Raw genomic sequence first — 25,198 nt, 5'->3', positions numbered from 1 at the left:
CTATTCCTTCAAACCACTGGTTTTGTGCAGGAACCAGTCGACGACGAAATTGACCGCGACCGTCAGCAGCGCAATGCTGCCGGCGGGCAGCAGCGGCGTGATGTCGCCATAATTGATCAGCGTGGCGTTCTCGCGAACCATCGAACCCCAGTCGGCCGTCGGCGGCTGGATGCCGAGGCCGAGGAAGGAGAGCGCCGCGACCGTCAGGAACACGAAGCAGAAGCGCAGGCCGAACTCCGCGACCAGCGGCGGCAGGATGTTGGGCAGGATCTCGCGCGACATGATCCAGCCGAGTTTCTCGCCCTGCAGTTTCGCGGCCTCCACGAAATCGAGCACCACGATGTTCATCGCGACTGCGCGCGTAAGGCGGAACACGCGGGTCGAATCGAGGACGGCGATAATTATGATCAGGTTGGGAATCGACGAGCCGAATATGGACAGCAGGACCAGCGCGAAGATGAGCTGCGGGATGGCCATCAGCACATCCACCAGCCGGCCCAGCAACTGATCGACCCAGCCTCCCAGGATCGAGGCAAGAAGGCCGAGAATGCCTCCGATCGTGAAGGCGAGCCCCGTCGTCACGACGGCGATCCCGATCGTGTTGCGCGCGCCGAAGATCAGACGGGATAGCATGTCGCGGCCGAGCTGGTCGGTGCCGAAGACGAACTGGCTGCTCCAGGGATCGAACTGGTTACCGACGATCTCCGCCTCGCCGTAAGGCGCGATCACCGGGGCGAACAGCGCCAGGATCAGGTAGAACGCGATCACGATGATGCCGAACCAGGCGGTCAGCGGCGCCTTTTTCAGGTTCTGCCACGCCGACTGGAGCGGGCTTCGCGGCAACCGGCCGGACGACAAGCCGGGGTCCTTTTGGGTGCTCGCGGTCATCGGGGGTGCAGCAGTCTGGGGTTGGTGACGATCGCCGCGACGTCGGCGATCAGGTTGAGCACGATGTAAGTCGCCGCGAAGATGAGCGCGCAGGCCTGCACCACCGGGATGTCACGGCTCGAGACCGCGTTGACCATCAGCTGTCCGATGCCGGGGTAGGTGAACACGACCTCGACCACCACCACGCCGACCACGAGATAGGCGAGGTTGACGGCGATGACGTTGGCAATCGGCGCCCAGGCATTGGGCAGGGCATGACGATAGATGATGCGCGCAGGCGACAGGCCCTTGAGCCTGGCCATCTCGATATAGGGGCTCGAGAGAAGATTGATGATCGCCGCCCGGGTCATGCGCATCATATGCGCGACGATGACCAGCACAAGCGTCATCGTCGGCAAGGCGCATTTCTCGATATGCTCCAGGAACGGCGTATCCGGCGAGACGGTGGCGAGCGAGGAGAAGATCTGAAACTTGACGGACAGAAACAGCATCAGGATGTAGGCGACGAAAAACTCCGGCACCGAGATCGACGTCAGGGTGATCAGATTCACGAGGCGATCGAACAGGCTGTTGCGGTAGAGTGCCGCCAGCATTCCCAGCGCCAGCGCCAGTGGCACCGCGATCAAGGCGGCGAAAACGGCAAGAAAAAGCGTGTTCTCCAGGCGGGGCCCGATCACTTCCATGACCGTGCGCGCGCTGCCGCCGCCCAGGCTGCCGGCGCTGGCGAAGGAGATGCCGAAGTCGCCGTGAAGGAGCACGCCGCCGATCCAGTCGAAATAGCGCTCGACCGGCGGCTTGTCCAAGCCGATCTGCTTTTCGAAGGCGGCCACCGTCTCGGGCGTGGCAGATTGACCGAGAATGGCCTTCGCGAAATTTCCCGGCAGCATCTCGATCGCCGTGAAGATGATGATCGAGACGATGAACAGGGTAACGAGGCCCAGCCCCAGCCGCTGCAGCACCGTCCTCAGAACGGCGTTCACGCCCGAGGTTCCTTTGCCTGCACCATAGGCCGGTTGATGTCGACATCGCTCATCGCGAGCGCTCCTCCCCGATGCTGCCCTTCATCAAACCGGTTGGACGGGCCCTCCTCGAGAGGATCGGCCCGTCGCAGTTCCGGTTCCGGCTGCGGTCAGGTGAACCACCAACGCTCGGCCATTCTCAGGCCGTCATTCTCCCAGTTCGAGGCGAGCGTGTTGTGAGCCACTTTCTTCGAGTGGGCGCTCACATAGTTATTGAAGACCAGGACGATCACGCCGCCATCGTCATGCGTGATCTGCTGCATCTCCGCATACATCGTCGCGCGCTTCTTGTCGTCCGTCTCCCCGCGGGCCGCGACCAGCAGTTGGTTGAACCTCGCGTTGTTCCAATGTGTCTCGTTCCACGCCGCACCGGCGGCATAAGCCGTCGAGAACATCCAGTCGCAGGTCGGCCGGCCGCTCCAATAGGACGCGCACCAGCCCTTCTTCAGCCAGACATTGTCCCAGTAGCCGTCGTTGGGTTCGCGCACGACATTGATGTCGATGCCGGCCTTGGCGGCGCTATTTTTGAAGAGAACGCCGGTATCGACGGCGCCGTCGAAGGCGGCATCGGCGACCGAGAGATCGACCTTGAGCGAGGAGAGTCCGGACTTCTTCAGGTAGAACTTCGCCTTGTCGACGTCATAGCTGTACTTCGGTTCCGGCTGGATCGCGTATTTGATGGTCGGCGCGATCGGGTTGTCGTTGCCGACAGTGGCGTGGCCGAGGAAGATCTTCTTGACCACCTCTTCCCGGTCGAGCGCGTATTTGAGCGCCGTCCGGACGTTCACGTCGTCGAACGGCTTCTGAGTGGTGTCCATCGGCAGCACGTAATGGCCATAGCCGGTGACCTCGTCGATCTCGAGATCCTTGTTGCGCTGAAGCAGGTTGAGGGTCTTCAGATCGCAGCGGCCGATGAACTGCACTTCGCCCGTGGTGAGCGCGTTGGTCCGCGCCGTCACGTCGGTCAGCGCCAGGAACTCGACCTCGTCGAAATAGGGAAGTCCCGATTTATGGTAATTGGGATTGCGCTTCTCCTTGGCGGAGACGCCCGGCTCGAACTTCTCGAGAATGAATGCGCCGGTGCCGATGCCCGACTGCCAGTCGAGGGTGCCGTCGTCCTTCGCCGGCAGGATGGGGATGTGATAGTCGCTGGTCAGGTAGGGGAAATCGGCGCTGGCATCCTTGAGCGTGAAGACGACCGTGTCCGCGCCGTCGGCCTTGATGTCGGCGATCGGAGCGAGGACCGACTTCACGGCCGACTTGGAATTCTCGGCCCGGTGATGATTGAACGAAGCGAGGACGTCGGCCGAGGTCAGATTCTTGCCGTTGTGGAACGTGACGCCCTTGCGGAGCTTGAAGATCCACTCGGTCGCGCCCTTCGAGGGTTCCATGGTTTCGGCCAGGTCGCCGACGATGTTGCCTTTGGTATCGATGTCGGTGAGGCCGTTGCAGGTCGAGCCCCAGAACGAGGTCTGGGTGAAGGTATCGGGCCAGGTGCCCGGGTCGAGAGAGTCTGTGGTGGCGCCATGGGCCAGGCCGAATTTCGCCGAACCGCCTTTCTTGGGCTCCGCGCCGGAGATCTTGCTGGCGAGCGTGGTCGCCAGCGCCGTCGTCAGGCCGAGGGCCGCGGCGCGGCCGATGAATTCACGACGGCTGACTTTGCCGCCCGCAAGCCGCGATTTCCAATATTCGAGTTCGCTCATAGCGGAAGCCTCCCTTGCTTCGGTGGGGTTCGATGGACCGCCGCACCCCCACTGGCGGCAGCTTATGACTTGAAATGACTATGCCACGAGCATCCCGAGGACCATAGCGCCATGGCATTACAGGATCGCGAGATTCGCTTCATCCTCCCCCGCGGTCCCGGTGCGCAAGGCCGGAATGTCCGGCCCGGCAGACCTTGGGACGAGGCGCGACATGTCCCGCTATGCTCTCTCCCGATGGAAATCGCCTCCGGCGGCTTCGACTTGTCCCGAATGCCGTCTGCCTGCCGCCGCGTCTCGAAGGTCGGCGCCAGGCTGAACCGGCCGGCGGCAATTCTTAGGTAAACACCCATAAATATCAATGACCGGCTGGCCCCCGCTCGATGAGCGAGGGGTTCCGGTCGCCTGAAATCCTGCTCCGCTCGCCTTCGCTATCCCGCCTTCCGTGCCCGTTTGCTGAGGAGTTCATCGAGCCACTCGGTGCGCATCTCCGGCACCGAGGAGAGCAGGCGCTCGGTATAGGGATGGAATGGCGGCGAGAAGAGCCTCGGCGTCGGTCCCTGATCCACGATCTCGCCGCGCAACATGACGGCGGTTCGATGCGCGATCCGGCGCACGATGCCGAGATCGTGGGTGATGAAGAGATAGGCCACGCCGAGTTCGTCCTGCAGCTTCTTCAGGAGCTTCAGGATGTCTTCGGCCACCAGCTGGTCGAGCGCCGAGGTCGGCTCGTCGCAGATGATGAGGTCCGGCTCGGCCGCGAGCGCGCGCGCGATGCAGACGCGCTGCTTCTGGCCGCCGGACAGGGCCGTCGTCAGACGCTTCGCATAGTCCTCCGGCAGCCCCACCTGCTTCAGCAGCTGGGCGACGCGCCGCTTCACCTCCGCCGACGGATGGTTGAAATAGAACTTGATCGGGCGGCCGATGACTTCGCCGATCGTCTGGCGCGGATTGAGGGCGACGTCCGGCTGCTGATAGATGAACTGGATCCGGCGAAGATTGTCTTTGCTGCGCTGCTTGAGGGCCGGCGGCAGCTCCTCGCCGCCGAACCGCACGGAACCCGATTTGCGCGGCAGGAGGCCGACGATGAGGCGGGCCAGCGAGCTCTTGCCGGAGCCGGATTCGCCGACCACGGCCACGGTCTCGCCCTTCGCCACCGAGATGGTGACGTTCTTGACCGCGATGAAATGCTCATACTGTCCGACAACGTCCTGCACATTGAGCAGCGGCTCGCCATGGACGGTCTCGGCTTCGACCGAGAGCTTGTCGGCGGCCTTGCGCTCCGACACCAGGGCGCGCGCGTAATCGGTGGTCGGTGCCAGCAGGATCTGCTTGGTGGCGCCCAGCTCCACCATCTTGCCGTGGCGCAGCACCATGATCCGGTCGGCCACCTGGGCGACCACGGCGAGATCGTGGGTGATGTAGAGGGCGGCCGTGTTGTAGTTCTGGATCAGCTTCTTGATCAGCGCCAGGACCTCGATCTGCGTCGTCACGTCGAGGGCCGTGGTGGGTTCGTCGAACACCAGGATATCGGGGCGGCAGGACATCGCCATGGCAGTCATGGCGCGCTGCAGCTGGCCGCCCGACGCCTGATGGGGATAGCGGTTCCCGAACTTCTCCGGATCCGGCAGATCGAGCGCCTTGAACAGCTCGACGGCCCAGGCGCGCGCCTCGGGCTTGCTCATCAGGCCATGCTTGACGGGCATCTCGCAGACCTGGTCGATGATGCGATAGGCGGGGTTGAACGAGGCCGCGGCGCTCTGGGCGATATAGGCGATGCGCTTGCCGCGGAGATCGCGCCGACCGTCCGCCGAGAGATCGCGCACGCTCTCGCCGTCGATCTCGACCGTGCCGCCGGTGATCCGGCAGCCCGCGCGCGCATAGACCATCGAGCCGAGGCCGATGGTGGATTTCCCGGCGCCGCTTTCGCCGATCAGCCCCAGCACCTCGCCCCGCTTCAGCTCCAGCGAGACATTGTCGACCAGGACGGCGCCATGGATCGATTCGATCCGGAGATTCGTGATCTTGAGGACTGATTCGGTCACGGGGTTCACATCTCCGCCGAGGCGCCGGATGGCCGGGCATTGATCGACAGGATCCAGTCGACGATCAGATTGACGCCGATGGTCATCAGCGCGATGGCGAGAGCGGGCCAGATCGGCGCCGGCAGGCCGAAGCCGATGGCGCGCGCATTGTCGCGCACCATCCCGCCCCAGTCGGCCAGCGGCGGCTGGATCCCGAGGCCGAGGAAGCTCAAGCCGGCGACGAAGAGGAAGTTGAAGCAGAAGCGCAGGCCGAACTCCGAGATCATCGGCGGCATGGCGTTGGGCAGGACCTCGCGGCGGATAATCCAGGGCAGTCCTTCGCCGCGCAGGCGCGCGACCTCGACATAGTCGAGGACCGCGATATTCACCGCCACCGAGCGCGCCAGCCGGAAGACGCGGGTCGAATCGAGGATCGCGATCGTCAGGACGAGGGTGCCGAGCGACGAGCCGAACATCGACAGGATCATCAAGGCAAAGACCAGCAGAGGGATCGAGAGCATGACGTCGACGATGCGCGACAGCACCTGGTCGACGACCTTCCCGCTCACCGCCGCAAGCAGCCCGGCGGTGGTGCCGAGCATGAAGGAGAGGACGGTCGTGACCAGGGCCACGCCGATCGTGGTGCGCGCGCCATAGATCACGCGCGAGAGCAGGTCGCGGCCGATATTGTCGGTCCCCAGCCAGAAATCGGCCGAGGCGGGGCTCCAGGTCTCGGAGACCGAATCCGCTTCGCCATAGGGCGCGATCCAGGGCGCGAAGATGGCGGCGAAGACGAAAATGCCGACGATGACGATTCCGACCCAGGCCGAGACAGTCGGCTTATATCCGAAGATCCGCATTTGCCCCGCCCCTACCGTGCCTTACGCAGTCTTGGATTGACCAGAATGGCCAGCACGTCCGCGATCGTGTTGAGAATGACGAAGGCGCCGGCGAAGACCAGGCCGCAGGCCTGCACGACCGGCAGGTCGCGCTTGGTCACGCCGTCGACCATGAACTGCCCGATGCCCGGATAGACGAACACGGTCTCGATCACGACCACGCCGACGATCAGATAGGCGAGGTTGAGGGCGATCACGGTGATGATCGGGGCCGCGGCATTGGGGAGCGCATGGACGAAGACCACGCGCGATCGTTTCAGCCCCTTCAGGAACGCCATCTCGATATAGGGCTGCGACATGATCGACAGCACCGAGGACCGGGTCATGCGCAGCATATGCGCCGTCACCAGCATGGTGAGGGTGACCGCGGGCAGCGCCACCACATAGAGGCGCTGGCCCAGGCTCATGTCGGAGAATACCGTCGAGAGGACCGGGAACCAGTGGGCCCGCACGGCCAGAAACAGGATCAGGACGTAGGCAATGAAGAATTCGGGGAAGGAGATGGCCGCCAGCGACACGATATTGGCGGCCCGATCGATCCATTTCCCCTCGTTGATCGCGGCGACGATCCCGAGCCCGACCGCGAGCGGCACCGCGATCAGCGCGGCGTAGCCCGCGAGGAACATGGTGTTGTCGAACTTGGGCGAGATCGAGGCGACGATATCGCGCTTGTTGGTGAGGGCGACGCCGAAGTCGCCGCGCAGCGCGTTGAAGAGCCATTCGAGGTAGCGGACATAGGCCGGCCGGTCGAGGCCGAGCTCATGCCGGAAGACCGCCAGCGTCTCGGGCGTGGCGCCCTGGCCCAGGACCGCGCTGGCGACGTCGCCCGGCAGCACTTCGGTTGCGATGAAAATCAGAAGGCTGACGGCAAGCAGCGTAACAAGCCCGAGGGCGACCCGACTTAAGATCAATCGAAGCATGAGGTCGCCCCCGGGATTGGCAGTGATTTCAGTTGAGCTGGATTACGCGAACCAGCCCTTTTCGGCGATACGGTTGTCGTTCAGGTCGTAGCGAGCGTGCGGCTCGTTGCCCATGACCTTCTTCGAGTAGCCGTCGAGATAGTCCGTGATGGCGAAGCAGATGAAGCCGTCGTCGTCGGCGATCATCTCCTGGGCCTTCCAGTACATCTCCTTGCGCTTCGCCTGGTCGGTTTCGATGCGGGCGTCCTTGATCAGCTTCTGGAACTCCGGAACCTTCCAGTTCGTGTCGTTCCAGTCGGACGCCTCGCCGAAGACCTGGGTGAAGGCCTGGTCGGCGGACATGCGGCGGCCCCAATACACGGCGCAGAAGGGCACCTTCAGCCACACATTGTCCCAGTAGCCGTCGGCGGACACCTTCTTCACGTCGAGATTGATGCCGGCCTTCTTGAGCGCCTGCTGATAGAGCGAGGCACAGTCGACGGCCGAGCCCCAGGCGCCTTCCGAGGTCTGCAGCTCGATCGCGGTGTTGGCGGGGAGCCCCGCCTTCTTGAAGAAGAACGCCGCCTTTTCCGGATCGTATTTCCGCTGCGGCATCTCGGTGTTGTAGAAGGGATTGAGCGCGTCGAGATTGTGATCGTTGCCCGGGACGGCATAGCCGTTATAGACGGATTCGATGATCTTCTCGCGATCGATGCCCCACTTCAGGGCGGTGCGCAGATCCTTGTTGTCAAACGGCTTGTCGGTCACGCGGGTCACGAAGCAGAAGCGGTTGCCGGTGCCCTTGGTGCGGACGACGTTGAGGTTCGGGTCCTGCATCAGCAGCTTCACGGTGCGGGCATCGAGGCGGTTGACCGCATCGACTTCACCCGACTGCAGGGCCGCCGTGCGGGCCGCAACGTCCTGGATGTTGCGCAGCTCGACCGTGTCGAAATTGCCGCGGCCGGGCTTCCAGTAATCGCCGCGGTTCTTGAAGACCAGGCGCACACCCGGCTCGAAGCTCTCGAGCGTGTAGGCGCCGGTGCCGATCGGCTTCTGCCAGTCGGTGAAATCCTTCGGCACCACCACGAGATGGTAGTCGCCGAGGATGACCGGGAAGTCGGCATTGCCGGAAGAGAGGGTGATGCCGACCTGGGTCGGCGACAGGGCCTTGATCTCCTTGATCTGCTCGAGGATGCCCTTGGCCGGCGACTTGGTCTCGCCGCGATGGATCTGGATCGAGTAGATGCAGTCTTCGGCGTCGAGCGTCTTGCCGTTCGAGAACTTGATGCCCTGGCGGACATTGAAGACCCATTCGGCGGCGCCGGGCTTCACGTCCCAGCTTTCGAACAGCTCGCCCGTCGGATTGCCGGCGGTGTCGAACTCGATCAGACAGTTCATGACGGCGAGCGACGCCGCGATCATGACCGAGTCCGCGTAGGTGCGCGGATCGAGCGAATCGCTGGGCGAGCCGCCTTCCATGCCCATGCGAAGGGTGCCGCCCTTCTTCGGTTCGGCGGCCCAACCCGCCTTCACCATGATTCCGCTGCTGAGCGCGGTCGTGATGCCCAGCGCAGCCGCGCCGCGCAGGAACTCACGTCGGCTGGCCCTGCCCGTCAGGGCTGCCTGTTGGAGCCGTTCCCATTCATTCATTGCTCGATATCTCCCATCGATTTTCGGCCAAACCGGAAGGGCACCATGTCCAACCGGCGGTCAGTTCTTCCTCGACCGGCAATCTCCGGCGGCGACAGCGTCGCGTGCGGAGATGCCGGCCTTCGGTTCCTGCGGCCCTGCGGTTCCGTTCCGGCCCATCGGCCCGATCGAGAGCGCAGCAGGGTGAAAGCCGCGGCGAACCAAGACGTCGTGCATCGTTAGATCGTGCATGAGACGAATCGGCATTCGACGGATCGTCAGACCGGGCTAGAGGGCCGGAAAGGCGATCTTGCTCGCGAGGGCGCGAGTCAAGCCGAAGCTCGCCGCGCGGCCGAACCCAGGATGCGGGCCTGCCGGCGGTTCGCGGTTGTCGCGCACCGATGTCCGAAGTCGATCATTGAAGCCTCCCATGCTTCGGTGGGGTTCATCCGAGTGCCGCACTCCCACGAGCGGCTTATTATTTGAGGCGAACTATGGCACGGGCTTTCCCGTTGCCACAGCATGATTGACGTCTTACCGGCCGATCATGACGGCCCCAAGCGGCATCTCCGGCAAAATTCGGGGCTTTTCCGCGCCAGCGATGGCAGGTCGGGAAGGCCAGCGCGCCGACACCGGCTCCCGTTTCCGACCCTCATGAAGCCGATCCCACGGGCCTGATCCAAGGCCTCGAGCCCGCCCGCCGGCCCTGTTCGCGCCCGAATATTTATTTACGATATGCCAAACTTGCATGGCCGCTATTCGGCAGTAAACTCCCAAAAATATCAATGTTTGATTGACCTGAGTTTATGGCCCAGTCTGACCCTCAGCTGCCGCCTGCCAACAGCCTCGTGGCGTTCGAGGCCGCAGCCCGCCATCAGTCCATCACCCTGGCGGCGGCCGAACTCAACGTCACCGTGGCCGCCATCAGCCGGCAGGTGCGCAAGCTGGAAGAACATCTGGGCTGCGCGTTGTTCGAACGGTTCCATCGCCGGGTGCGGCTGACGCCCCAGGGGGTCACGCTGCATCGCGCGCTGTTCGACGGGTTGAGCCAGATCGGCCAGGCCTGCCGCGAGCTGGCGGTGGGTTCCGATCCACGCCAGGTCACTGTCGGCTCCACGATCGCCTTCGCCTCGCTCTGGCTGATGCCGCGGATTCCCAGCTTCAGCGTCGCCAATCCCGATATCGCGCTGCGCTATATCGTGGCGGACCGGCTGGTCGACCGGCTCGAGGACGATCTCGACCTGGTGGTGCTCTACGGGCCCGGCGACTGGCCGGGCTATGCTTCGACCCTGCTGTTCGGCGACGACATCATCCCGGTCTGCAGCCCCAGCTACCGGGCCGAGCGGCCCGAGATGAAGCGGCCGGCGGATCTGCTGGCGGAACGCCTGATCCATACCGAGAGCGACAATCGCAGCTGGGAGACCTGGCCGATCTGGTTCGCCAAGATGGGCATCACCGAGCCGGCGCGCGGCCGTTCCGAACGCTTCAACAACTACATGATGGCGATGCAGGCCGCGGTCGAAAGCCACGGCGTCATGCTCGGCTGGCGGGGCCTCATCACCGATCACCTGACCCGCGGGACGCTGGTGCAGGCGGTCCCCGGCAGCGTGCCCGCCGCCGGGGGGTATTATCAGCTGCTGCCGATGAACCGACCGGCTTCGCCCGCGACCCAGCTGCTGCAGGCCTGGATCGAGGCCCAGGCCCGCGCCATCAAGCCGCTCAGAGCCTGAGGCTCACATCATCTCGCGCGGATGCTCGCTCTTCCATTCGCGCTCGAGCACCAGCTTGTCGCCTTCATAGGCCTCGAGCCGCCCTTCCAGGAAGAACCGGGTGCGATCGGCCCGCAGCCGGCAGTAGGTCTCGGTCCGGGTCGACCATCCGGGTCGCGACACGGTCATGGTCCAATGGGTCTCGCCCACGGCCTGCAGCGGATCGTCGGGATGGACCCGCCAAGTCTCGCGGCCGGCGCCGCCGCTGACGAGGCCATGGGTGGTGTCGCGCGTCTCGCCGAAATCGTCCTCGATCACCAGCTTCCATTCGCCCGAGCCCAGATCCTGCTCGAGGCGGCGGACATTCGATCCTGGCCGCACGGTTTCGAGCTTGAGCGGCGGGGCGCTGTCGGGCGGCTCGAAATGGGGGGCGGTCTCGGCCCGGTGCGGGCGCTCGGGCAGGATCGCCCGGCATTTTCCGGCCTGGAGCGTGAGATGCACCCGCTCGGGCGAGGGCCAGATCATCGGCCAGTAGCTGGTCGAGACAGCAATGCGCAGCCGGTTGCCCTGGCGGAAGGCATGGGCGCAGTCGTCGAGCTTGACCTTCACCTTGAGCCGCTGACCCACGGGCACCGGGCTCGGATGCTCGTGGCTGTTGCGATGGGCGAGGTTGAGGAAACCGTAGCTCACCCGGACCGACTGGCCGTCGGGCCAGACATCGCAGAGCCGGACGCAGACGAAGCCCTGCGGCTTGTCGATCGCGAGCTCGAGCTCGATCTCGGGCGTGCCGAAGATTTCGAGCGGCGCCGCCAGCGGCGCGCCGTCGAAACAGAGCGAGCCCGCATCGTCGACGCGCTGGTCGCCCGGCGATTCCGGCCCCAGCCAGATGGCGCAATATTCGCCGCCGACCGAGCCCGTGGTCTGCGGCGAGGCGAGCTCGAGCGGCGTTTCGGGTCCCGCCTGCGGCGCCAGACCGTTGGCATTCATCGCCAGGGTCAGCGGCCTGATGTGGGGCGACGGCCAGGAGGGTTCGGCGATCCAGCGGCCGGGCCGTTCCTTGTAGAAGGTGCTGGCGGGCACGCTGTCCTGCATATAGGCCCGCACGTCCGGCTCCTTCATCACGCCGGTATCGATCCCCTTGAGCCAGTAGTCCCACCAGCGCAGGCATTCCTGCAGGAAGCCGATGCGCGGCGCCGGCACGGCGAAATGCGGATATTTATGCAGCCAGGGCCCGATCAGCGCCTTGCAGGGCGCCTTGAGACGGGCGACCAGTTGGAGCGGCGCGTTGCGATAGGCGTCGGCCCAGCCGCCCACGGCCAGCACGGCCGCCTCGATCGAATTCCAGTCCTCGCAGATCGAGCCATGTTTCCAGTATTCGTCGCGGCGCTGATGCTCCAGCCAGTTCTTGATCAGCAACGGCTCGTTCTCGAGCCGCTCCATCCAGATCTCGCGCCAGCGGTCGCCGACCAGCGCCGGATCGGGGGGCCGCGAGGAATAGGCGAACATGGTCGAGGACCAGCCGAGATTCTCGTTGAGCTGGCAGCCGCCCTTGTAATGGATGTCGTCGGCATAGCGATCCACGGTCGAGCAGATCGAGACCACGGCCTTCAGCGGTTCGGGACGCCGTGCGGCGACCTGAAGCCCGTTGAAGCCGCCCCAGGAGATGCCGATCATGCCGACCTTGCCGGTCGACCAGGGCTGGCGCGCGATCCAGTCGAGCACCTCGATCGCGTCGTCCTGCTCCTGCTTCAGATATTCGTCCAGCATCACCCCGTCGGATTCGCCGTTGCCGCGCATGTCGACGCGTAAGGACGCATAGCCATGGGCCGCGAAATAGGGATGGGTGAGCTGGTCGCGCACGGCGGTGCCGTCGCGCTTGCGATAGGGGAGATATTCGAGAATGGCCGGCACCTTCTTCGCTTCGGCGCCTTCCGGCAGCCAGATGCGTGCCGCCAGGCGGCAGCCATCCTTGAGCTCGATCCAGGCGTTCTCGATCTCGCGCACGGTGTTATGGAAACGGTCCGTCATCATGTCCTCGGGTCGGCCGGTAATGAAATAGCGGTCAGACGCCGCCGCGGGCGGCCCGCCGGCGCAGGCCGTCCGCCAGCATCACCAGCAGGATACCCGGAATGAAGACGACCGTCGCCATCGCCGGATAGAGCGGCGATGAACCGGTGGCGATGCCGCTGAAGACAAAGGTGGGCAGCGTGCGGGTCGAGCCGGCGAGGCTGTAGGTCAGGTAGAAATTTCCCCAGGACAGGAGGAAGGCAAAGATGGCGGCCGAGAAGATACCGGGCCAAAGCAGCGGGATCGTGACGTAGCGATAAACCTCCCAGTCGCCCGCACCGCAGTCGCGCGCCGCATCCTCGAGCGTCGCGTCGAAATTGAACACCTGGACTGCGACGATCACCATGGCAAAGGGGGTGATATAGACCACATGTCCGATGATGGCCGTCGTGACGCCGTTGTTGAAATCGAGCCAGCGCCCCAGCACCGAGAACCACAGCAGCAGCACGATACCGAGCAGCAGTTGCGGGAATACCAGGGGAGCAGCCGACAGGGCGAGGAAGGGCTTCTTGCCCGGAAAGCGATAACGCACCGCCACGATGCCGGCCAGGGTGCCGAAGATCGTGCTCGCCACCATGGAGATGAGCGCGATCACGGTCGAATTGACGAGCGCTCCCTTGGCGTTGGGGTTGTCGAGCAGGGCCGCATACCAGTCGAGCGAAAAGCCGTCGAAGGGCAGCGTCAGATAGCGCCCCTCATGGAAGGAGAATGCGATCAGCGTGAAGATCGGGAGATAGAAGAATACCAGGACGGCCGCGACCGAGCCGTAGAGAACGATTTCGACGAGCCGGGCTTCGAGGCGGTGGTTCATCAGGCCACCATCGAGCGCTTGAGCGAATAGACCCGGTTGAACAGCAGGATGAAGAACACCGCCGCAGCCATCAGCACGAAGGTGAGGGCGGCGCCCAAGGGCCAGTTCACGCGGGTTTCGAAGGTCTGGCGGATCAGCTCGGCCGACATCGGCGATTTGCCGCCGCCCAGCACCTTGGGCTCGAGGAAGACGCCGACCGCCAGCAGGAACACCAGCACCACGCCGGCCCAGATGCCCGGGCGGCAGAGCGGCAGGGTCACCTCCCAGAAGGCGCGGAACTTGCCGGCCCCGGCGTCGTAGGCGGCGAGGATCAGCGAGCGGTCGATCTGGTCGATCGAGAGATAGATCGTGAAAATGGTGAAGGCCAGCAGGCTATAGACCATGCCCAGCATGGTCGCCCAGTCGGTGAAGAGGATGGCGATCGTGCCGGGTGCGAACCCGATCTGCTCCAGCAGATAATTCGCGGCCCCATGGGCATCGAGGAACAGCACCCAGCCGAAGGTCTTGAGCGTCGCGTCCGTCAGGAAGGCGAAGGTGATGAGAATCTTGATGTGATTCTCGAAGCGCTTCATGCGGGTCGCCAGCGCATAGGCGATCGGCAGCGACAGCACCACGCACAGGGCGGTGCAGGTTACCGCCATGACGAGCGTATGGATCAGGATGGTCCAGTAATGCGGCTTGGTGAAGACGTCGGTCCAGACATCGAGGTTCCACGCCCAGGTGAGCTGAAAGTTCTTGGTCTTCTGGAAGGTCAGCAGGAAGGTCATCAGCAGCGGCGCCAGGAAGCAGCTCGTCTGCAGCAGCACGGTCGGCAGGGCCTTGCCGATCAAGGCGGGATCGCGCCAGCTGCGTTCGACCTCCGTCGCCATCTCAGGCCTCGGTGCAGAAGAGGAAGATGTCGGCCTTGTTCCAGCCGAGCTCGACCTTGTCGCCGATGTCGGCGGGCCGTTCCGAGGTGCCGGGCATCTCGAACACGATGTCCTGGCCCAGGCTCGATCGGGCCCGGTACTGGATCGTGCCGCCCTTGACGAAGAGCTCGGTGATGCTCGCCGGAAGGCGGCAATCGAAGCCGCCGGAGACGCCGCTGCGCGCGATGTGGATCAGCTCCGGGCGCACCATCATATGCGCGGCGCCCTCGGCGAGGACCTTGGCGGCGAGCGCGCGAGGAACGCGGTTGGTGGCGTCCTGGATCTCGCCGGAGCGATAACCGACGCCCGATTCCTCGATCGAGGTGATGTCGACCGGAAAGAGATTGGTCTCGCCGATGAAGCCGGCGACGAAGGCGTTGGCGGGCCGGTAATAGATGTCGTCGGGCCTGCCGATCTGCAGGATCTCGCCGGCGCGCATGACGCAGATGCGGTCGGCCAGCATCATCGCTTCCTCGAGGTCGTGCGTGACATGGAGGAAGGTCACGCCGAGGCTGCGATGGAGCCGCTTGAGCTCGGCCTGCAGCACCTTCTTGAGCTTGACGTCGAGCGCCGAGAGCGGCTCGTCCAGCAGGAGAAGCTTGGGCTCGGACACCATCGAGCGGGCGAGCGCCACGCGCTGCTGCTCGCCGCCCGAAAGCTGGCGCGGATAGCGGCCGAGATATTCGGGACGCAGCTCCATCAGCGTGATCATGGCGCGCACCCGCGCCTCGATCTCGGGATGCGCCATCTTCCGCAGTTTCAGCGGGAAGCCGATATTCTGCGCCACCGTCATATGGGGGAAGAGCGCCAGGCGCTGGAACACCATGCTGGTCGGACGCTGCGCCGGCGGTACGCCCACCATCTCCTTGCCGTCGATGCGCAAGGTTCCCGCGGTCGGTTCCTCGAAGCCCGCGACATGCTTCAGGAGCGTGGTCTTGCCGCAGCCCGAGGGGCCGACCAGGGCCATGAACTCGCCCTGACGGACCGTGAGCGAGACGCCCTTCAGCGCCTCGTAGCTACCGAAGCTCTTCTTGAGGTCGACGATCTCGAGGAGATCGGCGTCATGGGTATCGGTTCGGGCCATGGGCTCCCGTCAAGGCTGGCGCGCCGTGGGTTCGCGGGAAAGGAAAGGGCGAGGCCGCTCCGCCTGAGGAGCGGCCTCGCCGCGACGCTAACGGGATTACTGGGCCGCCGCCAGTTCTTCCTGCCAGATCGCCAGCATCTCGTCGATGTTCGGCGCGATGCGGTGCATCTGGCTGTTGTCCCAGGCGTGCCACATGTAATCGACCTGGAGGATCGACTTCTCCTCGTCGGTGTACTCCTTCTCGACCTCTGCGTTGGTCACAACGTTGGAGGTGGTGTCGAGGAGCGAGAGGATCTTGCCGCTCTCCTTCGAGACGACATGCTTGAGGAGCTTGCGCGAAAGATCCGGCTGGTCCGTTTCCTTCAGGATCGCCGTCGCCTCGACCCAGATGATGCCCGTCTTCAGCCCGTTCTTGGGCTCAGGAACGACCGCGAGGATGTTCTTGTGGCCCTGCTTGCGCATGGCCGACGTCATGTAGGAGCCGGAGCCGACGCAGCATTTGAGCGAGCCGTCGAGCAGGCCCTTCTGCGCCAGGGTCAGGTCGCCCACGAGCGTGCGGGTGTTCTTGAACATGGCGCGCAGCACCTTGCGCACCTCCTCGAGGCCGTTCTTGTCGAGCTCCTCATAGGGATTGACGCCGGCATGGAGAGCCATCGGCAGGATCGGCCAATCGCCCCAATCCATCACGCAGATCTTGTCCTTGTTCTTCGGATCGAAGACGCCGTCATAGGTCTTCCAATCCTCGGGCTTGTCGTGATCGAGATTGAGGCAGGGTCCGACCCAACCCCAGCGGGTGGCGACGCCGATGGTCTTGCCGTCGGTGATCAGCGGCTCGAAGGGCGGGCGGAACTGCGGATAGAAGGTCGCATAGATGTCGGCATACTGGGTGGGGTCGAGCTCGAGGGCGAGGCCGGCGGGTCCCATGCGGGTGACCCAGGGCATGTCCGTCGAGACGATATCGACCTCGCGCGACGCGCCCGCCTGCAGCTTGGCGAAACCGCCGGGAGAATCGACGATCAGGTCGAACGAGACGTCGCAATCATTGGCCTTCTTGAAGGGCTCGATGATGCGCGGGTCGTTGTAGCCTTCCCAGCACATATAGCTGAGATTGGCCGCGGCCGCGGCCGGCTTGACCAGGCCCGCGGCGGCGGCGGCACCCGCTGCGGCGGCCATGGCCTTCATCGCGCGGCGCCGGCTCATGCCGGCATCGTCGAGGCCCATCGCCTTGATCTGGCGTTGGTAATATTGCGGCAGGTCGCTGTACCAGCTCTTGCTCATGTCGATCTTTCCCTGTGAGTGGTCGTCGTTCTTGTTGCTTGAATGAGTTCGCGGCTCGCCAAATGGGCGTTCCGTCAACCCGCTCCCCGATGCCGGAGCTGCGTGCCGCTCCCTCGCATCCCGATCGCCATTCTAGGGGGTGGGCTCCCGCCCGCGGCATACCCCTCCGGATATAGGCGGGGCGCGCCTGGGGGATGACACCGGAATCAGGCGATGGCGCCGAGAAAGGCCGCGAACAGCTCCGCCTGGGTCGAAATGGCGAGCTTCCGGTAGATGTTCTTGCGGTGGATCTTCACCGTGCCTGGGCTGATATCGAGATGGCGCGCGATCGATTCCGTGGAATGGCCCTGGAGCACGAGGGTCACGATCTGTCGCTCGCGGGCCGACAGCGGCTTGCCGAAGCGCTCGAAAGCGCGGGCAAAGGGCGCGCTTCGCGGGACCGCGGCGCTGCGCGGGGACGGCCCGTTCTTGGGCGCGAAGCTCGGTCCCACTTGCGACCAATGGCATTGGCAGATGGCCTGGAGCGCCGGCTCGATCAGGCGCAGCAATTGCAGGTCGGCGCGCGAAAGCGGCGGGCTGTCGGCCCAGCGCGCGAAGGAGGTGACGCCGACCACGTCCTCGGCCAGCGCGAAGAAGAATCCGACTTCTTCACCGATCCGGGTGCGAGCGTAATGGGCGCGGCAATATTCGCTCTGCCGGAAGCGGTCGGGCGCCAGCGCCGCCAGCCGGTGAGCGCCGCTGCGCACCTGATCGAGCGTCGCCTGGAAGAAGGGGTCCAGCAGATAGGGGCCGTTGAGATAATCCGACACGATCACCCGCCGACGTGGCGCATCGAGCGTGTCGCCCAGCGCCAGCGGCCGGTCATGGCCGCGATAGGCAAAGGTCATGACGAAGTCGAAGTCGACCAGCCGGCGCACCGCCTGCCACAGCACCTGGTCGAAACCGCTGCGCCCGCGCGCGTCGATGAGTTCGCCCATGCCGCGGCTCCATTGTCCGAGCAGCAGGTTGGATCGCGAGGTCTTGGGCGTTTTGGCAGAGCGCATGGCGGCAGGGACGTTACCGCTTTAGGGATATGTCGTCATCGGCGCGCGACGATATGCTGCGGGTCGGAGCCGGCGGTTTCAGCCGGTGGGAATCCGCTTTCGAAGACACTGAAGGGCGGCCCGCGAAGGGCCCGAACCGGGAGGGACAGCATATGGCCAGGGCAGCAAACGGCATGAAGGCGGCGGTTCTGCGCAAGCTCCGCCAGAAACTCAAGGTCGAAGCCATGCCGATTCCCGAGCCCGGCCATGGCGAGATCCTGATCAAGGTGGTGGCCTGCGGCGTCTGCCATAGCGACCTGCATGCCGTCGATGGCGACTGGAATCCGGGACCGGTCTTGCCGCTGATCCCGGGCCATGAAGTGGCGGGCACCGTGGCGGGGCTGGGCACCGGCGTCGCCGGTTTCAAGGTCGGGCAGCGGGTGGGCGTCCCCTGGATGTTCAGCGCCTGCGGCGTTTGCGAATTCTGCCTCGCCGGCATGGAGACCATCTGCCAGAAGGGCGAGGCGACCGGCTACAGCAAGCCCGGCGGCTATGCCGAATATATGGTGGCGCCGGCGGCCTTCGTGGCGAAGCTCTCGCCGCGGATCGACATGCATGAGATGGCGCCGATCCTCTGCGCCGGCGTCACCACCTATCGCGGCCTCAAGCGGACCAGCACGCGCCCCGGCCAGTGGGTCACGATCGTCGGCATCGGCGGCCTCGGCCATATTGCCGTGCAATATGCGAGGGCCATGGGCATGCGGGTCGCGGCGGTCGACGTGTCCGAAGAGAAGCTCAAACTCGCCAGGCGGCTGGGCGCGGAGTTCGTGGCCGATGCCAGCAAGGACGACCCGGCCAAGCTGATCCAGGAGAAGCTCGGCGGGACCCATGGCGCGATCGTGACGGCGGTCGCGACCCGCGCGTTCGAGCAGGCGATCCGCATGCTGCGGCCGGGCGGCACGGTCTCCTATATCGGGCTGCCGGGCGGCAAGGCCGACGAGATCCGCACCTCGATCTCGGCCATCACCAATTGGGAATTGTCGGTGCGCGGCTCCAATGTCGGCACGCGCCTGGATCTGCACGAGGCGGTGGCCTTCGCCACCAACGGCCTGATCCGCGCCAAGATCGAGAAGCAGCCGCTCAAGGCCGTGAACGCGATCTTCGACCGGATGCGCCGCGGCAAGATCGTCGGCCGCGTGGTCCTCGATATCGGGTAAGAAAATCGCATCCCCTCTCCCGCTTGCGGGAGAGGGCCAGGGAGAGGACCGCGCGATGTCTGATACCGAGCAGCCCCCTCCTTAGTCCTCCCCCGCAAGCGGGGGAGGAGATAAGAAAATTACCCGTCGCGCGCCGGGATCGGCGGCGAGGCGGCCATTGCCATCTTGAGCCAGTCGATCAGCCGCTCGACCTCGGGCCCGGGCATGCCGCGGCCCGGCAGGAGCAGGTGGTAGCCGCGCGCCGAGCTGCAGGATTTGTCGGCGCATTGCACGAGCTGGCCAGCGGAGATGACCTGCTCCACCAGCGGGCGCCAGCCCAGCGCAATCCCCTGGCCCGCGATCGCGGCCTGGATCGCCAGGGTGTAGTTGTTGAAGGAGAGGCCGGGCTGCTCCGGGCGGTAGGGCAGGCCCGCGGCCGCAAACCAGCTCTCCCATTTGAACCAGGGCTCGCTCGTCCCCTTGATCGGGCCCGGCATCTCGAGATGCAGGAGCGGCAGGCGCTGCAGCTCCTCCAATGTGAAACGCTTGCCGTTCTTCAGCAGCGAGGGGGCGCAAACCGGGAAGGCGTACTCCGCCACCAGCAGCTGGGCGCGGGTGCCGAACCAGGCGCCGTCGCCGAAGAGCACGCCGAGATCGGCGCCGATCTCGTTGATGTTCTGGGTCCATTGCGAGGTGATGATCCGCAGCTCGACCGTCGGCAGCAGCGCCTTGATCTCGGCGAGGCGCGGCACCAGCCAGAGGCCTGCCAGCGCCACGTCGGCGGCGATGGTGACGACCCGCTGGGCGGTGGTGCCGCGGATCTCGCGCACCGCCTCGGCGATGCCGGTGAGGCCGCGCTGGACCGCGACGAAGAGGGCCGCCCCCGCTTCGGTCAGCGCGATGCCCCGGTGATCGCGCCGGAAAAGCGGGCGGCCCAGATGCTGCTCCAGCCGCCGGATCTGGTGGCTGACGGCCGGCTGGGTCAAGCCCAGCGTGTCGGCAGCCTTGGTGAAACTGCCCAGCCGGGCCGCCATCTCGAAAGTGACCAGGCCGCGCAGGGGCGGCAGGCGGCCGCTGCTTTCGCCATTAGTTTCATTCATGACCCTATCATCGCCGCGGAGGCTCCCGCGTCAAGCACTTGGCGCGCTAGACTGCCGGATCGGGCGCTTTCCTGCGGCTTCGAGCCATAAATCAGTTTGATGGCCGAGGGCGGTCGGGAAGGGCCCCTGTCCGGAGCGAGGCCCATGGCGAAGCGCAAGCCCAACATCCTGTTCCTGCAGGCCGACCAGATGGCGGCGAGCTTCCTGCCGGCCTATGGCCACAAGGTCGTCAAGGCACCGAACATTTCCGGGCTGGCCGAGCGCGGGGTGCTGTTCGAGAATTTCTATACCAACAGCCCGCTCTGCGCGCCCTCGCGCTTCAGCATGATGGCGGGCGCGCTGCCGTCGCGCATCGGCGCCTATGACAACGCGGCCGACTTCGCCGCCGACATCCCCACCTTCGCGCATTATCTGCGCCGCGCCGGCTATCGCACCGCGCTGTCGGGCAAGATGCATTTCTGCGGGCCCGACCAGCTCCATGGCTTCGAGGAGCGGCTCACCACCGATATCTATCCGGCCGACTATGGCTGGTTCCCGGATTGGGAGGATTTCGAGACCCGGCCCTCCTGGTATCACAACATGCTCTCGGTGATTCAGGCCGGCCCTTGCACGCGCTCGAACCAGCTCGATTTCGACGAAGAGACCGTCTATGCGGCGCGGCGTTATATCCACGACGCCGCCCGCGGCACCGACGAGCGGCCCTTCTGCCTCGTGGTCTCGATGACCCATCCGCACGACCCCTATGCGATCCTGCCGGAGCATTGGAACCGCTATCGCGACGAAGACATCGATATGCCGGCGGTACGCGCCGGCGACGTGCCGCTCGATCCGCATGCCAGGCGGCTGCGCCATGTCTCGGACATGGATCGCTACGAGATGACCGAGGCGCATGTCCGGGCCGCGCGGCGCGCCTATTACGGCTCGATCGCCTTCGTCGACGACCAGGTGGGGAGATTGCTGCAGGCCCTGGACGAGGTTGGGTTGGGCGAGGAGACGATCGTCCTGCTGACCGCCGACCATGGCGACATGCTGGGCGAGCGCGGGCTCTGGTACAAGATGAACTGGTACGAGAATGCCTGCCGCATTCCCCTCATTGTCGCGGGCGCCGGCGGCTTCCGGCCGCATCGCGTGCGCGAGGCGACGTCGCTGGCCGACCTGCTGCCGACCTTGGCCGAGATCGCCCATGACGGGCAGCGTCCCGATTACGCCGCCCCCATCGACGGCCGCTCGCTGCTGCCGCATCTCTCCGGCACCGGCGGCCATGACGAGGTCATCGGCGAATATCTGGGCGAAGGCGCCATCGCGCCCCTGACGATGATCCGCCGCGGCAGCGAGAAGTTCGTGACGACCCCCTCCGATCCCGATCAGCTGTTCGATCTGGCCAGCGACCGCCAGGAGCGCCGCAATCTGGCGGCGGATCCCGCCTGGGCGGGAAAACTCGCGGCCTATCGCGCCGAGGCGGCGAAGCGCTGGGACATGGCGCGCCTGCGCGAGGACGTCGTGGCGAGTCAGCGGCGGCGGCGCATGGTGGCGGCGGCGCTCATGACCGGCAAGCACACCTCGTGGGACTTCCAGCCGATGCGCGACGCTTCGGTCAGCTATATGCGCAATCACTTGAAGCTGGACGATCTCGAATATCGCTCGCGCCTGCCCCATGTCGAGACGCCGCCGGAGCGGCGCTAGGCGCGTCAGCGTTCGCCGACGGGCTCGAGAGCGGGCGTGCCGGGCAAGGTTCTGCGCACGGCGATCACGCTGATGAGGACCCCGGCCAGGATCAGCAGGCCGCCGAAGACCGCGTTCAGGCTCGGATGCTCGTCCACCACGAGCCAGGTCCAGAACGGGTTCAGGATCACGTCGAGCAGCGCGAACAGCGTGAGCTGCACGGCGGGCACCCAGCGCGCGGCGCGGGTGTAGAGAACCAGCGGGAAGGCCAGCTGCACGAAGCCCATCAGCGCGATCCAGGCCATGGTCTCGAGCGACATGGCGAGGCCGCCATGGAAGATCGCGACCGCCAGGAACACCACGATGCCGCCGAGGCAGACGGCCGGGACCAGGTCGATGTCGCGATAGCGCCGCAGCCAGACGGTCTGGGCCGCGAAGCAGAAGGCGACCACGAGCGAGAGCGCATTGCCGAGCGCGCTGCCTTGCGTGAAGTCGGTGCCGAACACGACGAAGACTCCGGCGATCGCGAGCGCCGCCGCGAACCAGGTCGCGGGTCCGGTGCGCTCGCCGATGACGACGCGCGCCAGGAGTGGGGCGAAGATCGGCGTCAGATTGGAGAGGCAGGCGACGTTGGCGGTGCCGGCCAGGGTCAGCGACACGATATAGAGCGTGGAACCGACGGCGAAGAATCCGGCGGCACCCAAGAGCGCCCAGCGGTCAATCTTGTGGAAGCGCGCAAACGTCCCGCGGCCATAGATCGCCAGCAGGAACAGCAGCAGCCCCAGCGACATGGTGATCGCGCGCCCGGCCGTGATCTGCCAGACGTCGGCGTTCGGGATGACCCGGATGAAGAGACCGGAGAGCGACCAGAACAAAGTCGCAGTCAGCACGGCCGCGACGCCCTTGGCGTAGTCGCGGCGATTGAACCCACTTGCACTCATCGATCCGCCTGGTCCCCCGACCCACGGCGGTACGCGATGCGCGTTCGATACGCAAGACCTCGGGCCGCCGGACCCGAGCGGCAAGTTTAGCAGAGTTTTGCGGACAAGCGTCGAGCGGCGTCACTCCTGCGGCGTGGCAGGGGAGATGGGAGGATAATATTGCGGGGCCTCGGCGCGTGAGAACATGCCGTAGTCGCGAATGACCCGCACCGTCCGCTGCCGCAGCGCCGGCCGTGCCAGCCAGCCGCCGGCGGCCTCCGCATTGCGCCAGAAACTCAAGATCAGGGCTCGGCCCGGCCGGGTAATGCTCTCGAAAAGATCCCATTCGACCGCAGCCAGATCCGCCCCTTCTGCGGCACCAGCCTGGTCGAGCGGTATCTCGGTCAGAACGGCGATCTTCGCGCTGCCGACCGCGGTTTCGTCGTACCGTTGCTGCTCCAATCCGGCGCCGGCCGGCAGGCGCGTATCGGCGGTGATCTCGCCGACACGCAAGTGATAGTCGCGGAACACCTCCGTTCGGCCCTTCATCTGCACGTCATGATGCAGCGCATGGGTGCGCCAGCGGACCAGGGCTTTCTCGTCGCGCCAGGTGGAGAGCGAAACCAGCCACCCTTCACGGCGCTTGCTCGCGAAGCGCTCATTCTCGATGAAGCCGTCGATTCCCTCCAGCTCCGGCTTCAGCAGTCGGGCATATCCCAGATAGTCGTCCCAGTGACCGGCTTTCGGGCAGACTTCGAAGATAACGGCTAACATTTGAGACTCCTTCTCGCATTCCCGATCATTGGCGCGGCATCTTGCCCTAGAAGATGCGGCTCCGTTTCACGGTAAAGCGCATAGTGGCTGCTCTCGAGATGCATGGGTGTCTGGAAGCCACAGCATGACTCGAAAGATCGAAGGCGGTCCGCCTCTATTGCTTCGGTCTAGGCCGAAGAATGAGAGCGGAACCGGCATGGCCGGGGCACATGGACGATGCCCAACCGTCCCTGCTAGAAGAGCGGGACGGCAGGAGGGACGGGCATGGCAGGCGACGACATCTTTGCGGCCGGATTCAAGGAGACGCCTTACTGGTGGGAGGCTGCGCCGCGGCCGGAGCGGCCGCTTCAGGCGCTGCCGGCGCAGGTCGATGTCGCCATCGTCGGCGCCGGCTTCACCGGGCTGGTCGCCGCCCTGACCCTGGCGCGGGCCGGGCGCAAGGTCGCGGTCCTGGAGGCGCAGCGGCTGGGCGAGGGGGCGAGCTCGCGCAATGCCGGCTATGTCGGCCGCACCCTCAAGCACAGCTTCAGCTCGCTGATCGATTCCCGCGGGCTCGAAGGCGCGCTTGCGATCTATCGCGATGCGCGCACGGCCTATGATTTCGTCTATGAGCTGGTCGAACGCGAGGGCATCTCCTGCCATCTGCGGCACAGCGGCCGCTTCATGGCGGCCTTGAGCCCGCGGCACTATGACGGGATGGCGCGCGAGCTCGCCATCAAGCAGCGCCATCTGGGCGACGATTTCGCCATGGTGCCGAAGGCCGAACAGCATCGCGAGACGGGCTCCGACTTGTTCCAGGGCGGCGTGATGATTCCCGAGATGGGCTCGATCCATCCGGGGCTCTATGTCAACGGGCTGATCGCGGCGGCCGAGCGCGCCGGCGCCGGGCTTTACGATCGCGCCGCCGTGACGGCCATCGCGCGCGACGCCGGCGGCTTCACGGTGACGACCGCGCGAGGGAGTCTGAAGGCGCGCGAAGTCGCGATCGCGACCAACGGCTATACCGGACGCGCCACGCCCTGGCTGCAGCGCCGGCTGGTTCCCTTCAACGGCTTCATGGTGGCGACCGAGATCCTGCCGCGCGAGCTTCTGGATCGCGTGGCGCCCACCAACCGCACCTATCACGATTGGAACAACAACCTCACTTACTGGCGCCGCGCGCCGGACCAGGACCGGCTGCTGCTGGGCTGGCGCACCGGCAGCCCGACCCGCGATCTCAAGGCCAAGGCGCGGCGCCTCAAGGGGCGGATGGACGAGATCCTGCCCGACCTCAAAGCGGCCAGGCTCGCCCATGTCTGGACCGGGCAATGCGCCGCCACCTTCGACATGTGGCCCCATATCGGCAGCCATGACGGGATGCATTACGGCGCGGGCTATTGCTTCGCCGGCGTGCCGATGGGGAGCTGGTTCGGCTACAAACTGGCCCAGCGTCTCCTGCGGGCCAACGACGCCCGCACCGCCTTCGACGCAGAAGGCTTCCCGACGAAATTCTATTACCGGGGCTGGCCCTGGTTCCGGCCGCTGGCCGTCGCGAAATTCGACTGGGAAGACCGGCGCGGGCTCTGACGGCGTCTCCCTGTCTCAGTCGCCCTACGCCAATTCACGAGAG

20 protein-coding genes are annotated in these 25,198 nt (G+C 65.4%); 4 read left to right on the top strand and 16 right to left on the bottom strand.

The window, feature by feature from the left end; translation table 11 throughout:
• The 7 genes from FRZ44_RS20080 to FRZ44_RS20050 all read right to left on the bottom strand — a co-directional run bounded on the left by FRZ44_RS20080 (position 1) and on the right by FRZ44_RS20050 (position 9,079).
• A complete protein-coding gene (locus FRZ44_RS20080) occupies positions 1 to 858 on the bottom strand; it encodes an ABC transporter permease (RefSeq protein WP_225308359.1) in 858 nt (285 codons plus the stop codon).
• A 26-nt stretch (positions 859 to 884) separates the two neighbouring features.
• Positions 885 to 1,868 carry an ABC transporter permease gene (locus tag FRZ44_RS20075; RefSeq protein ID WP_151178849.1) on the bottom strand — a complete coding sequence of 328 codons (984 nt, stop codon included), beginning with the start codon at positions 1,866 to 1,868 and terminating at the stop codon, positions 885 to 887.
• 149 nt (positions 1,869 to 2,017) lie between these two features.
• Entirely contained in the window at positions 2,018 to 3,610 is a 1,593-nt protein-coding gene (locus FRZ44_RS20070; RefSeq protein WP_151178848.1) for an ABC transporter substrate-binding protein, read from the bottom strand.
• Between the two features lie 428 nt (positions 3,611 to 4,038).
• Positions 4,039 to 5,652 (bottom strand): ABC transporter ATP-binding protein, encoded by a 1,614-nt coding sequence (locus FRZ44_RS20065; RefSeq protein ID WP_151178847.1) that lies wholly within the window; start codon positions 5,650 to 5,652, stop codon positions 4,039 to 4,041.
• A gap of 5 nt (positions 5,653 to 5,657) precedes the next feature.
• On the bottom strand, positions 5,658 to 6,491 hold the full coding sequence (locus FRZ44_RS20060) for an ABC transporter permease (RefSeq protein WP_151178846.1): 834 nt from the start codon (positions 6,489 to 6,491) through the stop codon (positions 5,658 to 5,660).
• Positions 6,492 to 6,502: 11 nt separating this feature from the next.
• Positions 6,503 to 7,450, bottom strand: a complete 948-nt coding sequence (locus FRZ44_RS20055; RefSeq protein WP_151178845.1) for an ABC transporter permease — start codon at positions 7,448 to 7,450, stop codon at positions 6,503 to 6,505.
• A gap of 42 nt (positions 7,451 to 7,492) precedes the next feature.
• A complete protein-coding gene (locus tag FRZ44_RS20050) occupies positions 7,493 to 9,079 on the bottom strand; it encodes an ABC transporter substrate-binding protein (protein ID WP_151178844.1) in 1,587 nt (528 codons plus the stop codon).
• A gap of 785 nt (positions 9,080 to 9,864) precedes the next feature.
• Between FRZ44_RS20050 and FRZ44_RS20045 the strand changes: the two genes are divergently transcribed.
• The gene (locus tag FRZ44_RS20045; protein WP_151178843.1) at positions 9,865 to 10,788 is read left to right on the top strand and encodes a LysR substrate-binding domain-containing protein; all 924 of its coding nucleotides are present in this window, start codon (positions 9,865 to 9,867) and stop codon (positions 10,786 to 10,788) included.
• A 3-nt stretch (positions 10,789 to 10,791) separates the two neighbouring features.
• Here FRZ44_RS20045 and FRZ44_RS20040 read toward each other — a convergent pair whose 3' ends face one another.
• From FRZ44_RS20040 to FRZ44_RS20015, 6 genes are all read right to left on the bottom strand, one after another.
• Positions 10,792 to 12,798 carry a CocE/NonD family hydrolase gene (locus FRZ44_RS20040; RefSeq protein ID WP_151178842.1) on the bottom strand — a complete coding sequence of 669 codons (2,007 nt, stop codon included), beginning with the start codon at positions 12,796 to 12,798 and terminating at the stop codon, positions 10,792 to 10,794.
• A gap of 31 nt (positions 12,799 to 12,829) precedes the next feature.
• Entirely contained in the window at positions 12,830 to 13,645 is an 816-nt protein-coding gene (locus FRZ44_RS20035) for an ABC transporter permease (RefSeq protein ID WP_151178841.1), read from the bottom strand.
• Positions 13,645 to 14,514: an ABC transporter permease gene (locus FRZ44_RS20030; protein ID WP_151178840.1), complete on the bottom strand. Its 870-nt coding sequence runs from the start codon at positions 14,512 to 14,514 to the stop codon at positions 13,645 to 13,647. Before FRZ44_RS20030 ends, FRZ44_RS20035 begins: the two co-directional genes overlap by 1 nt.
• Position 14,515: 1 nt before the next feature.
• Positions 14,516 to 15,637, bottom strand: a complete 1,122-nt coding sequence (locus FRZ44_RS20025; RefSeq protein WP_151178839.1) for an ABC transporter ATP-binding protein — start codon at positions 15,635 to 15,637, stop codon at positions 14,516 to 14,518.
• A gap of 96 nt (positions 15,638 to 15,733) precedes the next feature.
• A complete protein-coding gene (locus FRZ44_RS20020; protein WP_151178838.1) occupies positions 15,734 to 16,915 on the bottom strand; it encodes an ABC transporter substrate-binding protein in 1,182 nt (393 codons plus the stop codon).
• Between the two features lie 206 nt (positions 16,916 to 17,121).
• On the bottom strand, positions 17,122 to 17,958 hold the full coding sequence (locus FRZ44_RS20015) for a helix-turn-helix transcriptional regulator (protein ID WP_151178837.1): 837 nt from the start codon (positions 17,956 to 17,958) through the stop codon (positions 17,122 to 17,124).
• A 152-nt stretch (positions 17,959 to 18,110) separates the two neighbouring features.
• Here FRZ44_RS20015 and FRZ44_RS20010 point away from each other — a divergent pair, with 152 nt between their 5' ends.
• Complete coding sequence (locus tag FRZ44_RS20010; RefSeq protein WP_151178836.1) at positions 18,111 to 19,154, top strand: zinc-dependent alcohol dehydrogenase; 1,044 nt, start codon at positions 18,111 to 18,113, stop codon at positions 19,152 to 19,154.
• 119 nt (positions 19,155 to 19,273) lie between these two features.
• Here the strand turns inward: FRZ44_RS20010 and FRZ44_RS20005 are convergent, their stop codons facing one another.
• Positions 19,274 to 20,233 (bottom strand): LysR substrate-binding domain-containing protein, encoded by a 960-nt coding sequence (locus FRZ44_RS20005; RefSeq protein WP_151178835.1) that lies wholly within the window; start codon positions 20,231 to 20,233, stop codon positions 19,274 to 19,276.
• A gap of 144 nt (positions 20,234 to 20,377) precedes the next feature.
• Here FRZ44_RS20005 and betC point away from each other — a divergent pair, with 144 nt between their 5' ends.
• Entirely contained in the window at positions 20,378 to 21,916 is a 1,539-nt protein-coding gene (gene betC / locus FRZ44_RS20000; protein WP_151178834.1) for a choline-sulfatase, read from the top strand.
• A gap of 5 nt (positions 21,917 to 21,921) precedes the next feature.
• On the opposite strand, the gene FRZ44_RS19995 is transcribed toward betC, so the two are convergent.
• Both FRZ44_RS19995 and FRZ44_RS19990 read right to left on the bottom strand, forming a co-directional pair.
• Entirely contained in the window at positions 21,922 to 22,836 is a 915-nt protein-coding gene (locus FRZ44_RS19995; RefSeq protein WP_151178833.1) for a DMT family transporter, read from the bottom strand.
• Positions 22,837 to 22,956: 120 nt separating this feature from the next.
• Entirely contained in the window at positions 22,957 to 23,589 is a 633-nt protein-coding gene (locus FRZ44_RS19990) for an antibiotic biosynthesis monooxygenase family protein (protein WP_151178832.1), read from the bottom strand.
• Between the two features lie 264 nt (positions 23,590 to 23,853).
• Here FRZ44_RS19990 and FRZ44_RS19985 point away from each other — a divergent pair, with 264 nt between their 5' ends.
• On the top strand, positions 23,854 to 25,155 hold the full coding sequence (locus FRZ44_RS19985) for an NAD(P)/FAD-dependent oxidoreductase (protein ID WP_151178831.1): 1,302 nt from the start codon (positions 23,854 to 23,856) through the stop codon (positions 25,153 to 25,155).
• Positions 25,156 to 25,198 lie beyond the last annotated feature (43 nt).

The sequence above is a fragment of the Hypericibacter terrae genome, from assembly GCF_008728855.1.
In the GTDB taxonomy this organism is placed as follows: domain Bacteria; phylum Pseudomonadota; class Alphaproteobacteria; order Dongiales; family Dongiaceae; genus Hypericibacter; species Hypericibacter terrae.
Note: the sequence above shows the minus strand (reverse complement) of the source record. Positions and strands in the feature narration are given on the sequence as shown.

Excerpts from the sequence above, each read along its gene's own strand:
- FRZ44_RS20040 (WP_151178842.1), bottom strand. The coding sequence starts at position 12,798 with ATGATGACGGACCGTTTCCATAACACCGTGCGCGAGATCGAGAACGCC.
- FRZ44_RS20060 (WP_151178846.1), bottom strand. The coding sequence starts at position 6,491 with ATGCGGATCTTCGGATATAAGCCGACTGTCTCGGCCTGGGTCGGAATC.
- FRZ44_RS20010 (WP_151178836.1), top strand. The coding sequence starts at position 18,111 with ATGGCCAGGGCAGCAAACGGCATGAAGGCGGCGGTTCTGCGCAAGCTC.
- FRZ44_RS20035 (WP_151178841.1), bottom strand. The coding sequence starts at position 13,645 with ATGAACCACCGCCTCGAAGCCCGGCTCGTCGAAATCGTTCTCTACGGC.
- FRZ44_RS20055 (WP_151178845.1), bottom strand. The coding sequence starts at position 7,450 with ATGCTTCGATTGATCTTAAGTCGGGTCGCCCTCGGGCTTGTTACGCTG.
- betC (WP_151178834.1), top strand. The coding sequence starts at position 20,378 with ATGGCGAAGCGCAAGCCCAACATCCTGTTCCTGCAGGCCGACCAGATG.
- FRZ44_RS20050 (WP_151178844.1), bottom strand. The coding sequence starts at position 9,079 with ATGAATGAATGGGAACGGCTCCAACAGGCAGCCCTGACGGGCAGGGCC.
- FRZ44_RS20015 (WP_151178837.1), bottom strand. The coding sequence starts at position 17,958 with ATGCGCTCTGCCAAAACGCCCAAGACCTCGCGATCCAACCTGCTGCTC.
- FRZ44_RS19985 (WP_151178831.1), top strand. The coding sequence starts at position 23,854 with ATGGCAGGCGACGACATCTTTGCGGCCGGATTCAAGGAGACGCCTTAC.
- FRZ44_RS20005 (WP_151178835.1), bottom strand. The coding sequence starts at position 20,233 with ATGAATGAAACTAATGGCGAAAGCAGCGGCCGCCTGCCGCCCCTGCGC.
- FRZ44_RS20070 (WP_151178848.1), bottom strand. The coding sequence starts at position 3,610 with ATGAGCGAACTCGAATATTGGAAATCGCGGCTTGCGGGCGGCAAAGTC.
- FRZ44_RS20025 (WP_151178839.1), bottom strand. The coding sequence starts at position 15,637 with ATGGCCCGAACCGATACCCATGACGCCGATCTCCTCGAGATCGTCGAC.
- FRZ44_RS20045 (WP_151178843.1), top strand. The coding sequence starts at position 9,865 with ATGGCCCAGTCTGACCCTCAGCTGCCGCCTGCCAACAGCCTCGTGGCG.
- FRZ44_RS20030 (WP_151178840.1), bottom strand. The coding sequence starts at position 14,514 with ATGGCGACGGAGGTCGAACGCAGCTGGCGCGATCCCGCCTTGATCGGC.
- FRZ44_RS19990 (WP_151178832.1), bottom strand. The coding sequence starts at position 23,589 with ATGTTAGCCGTTATCTTCGAAGTCTGCCCGAAAGCCGGTCACTGGGAC.
- FRZ44_RS19995 (WP_151178833.1), bottom strand. The coding sequence starts at position 22,836 with ATGAGTGCAAGTGGGTTCAATCGCCGCGACTACGCCAAGGGCGTCGCG.
- FRZ44_RS20020 (WP_151178838.1), bottom strand. The coding sequence starts at position 16,915 with ATGAGCAAGAGCTGGTACAGCGACCTGCCGCAATATTACCAACGCCAG.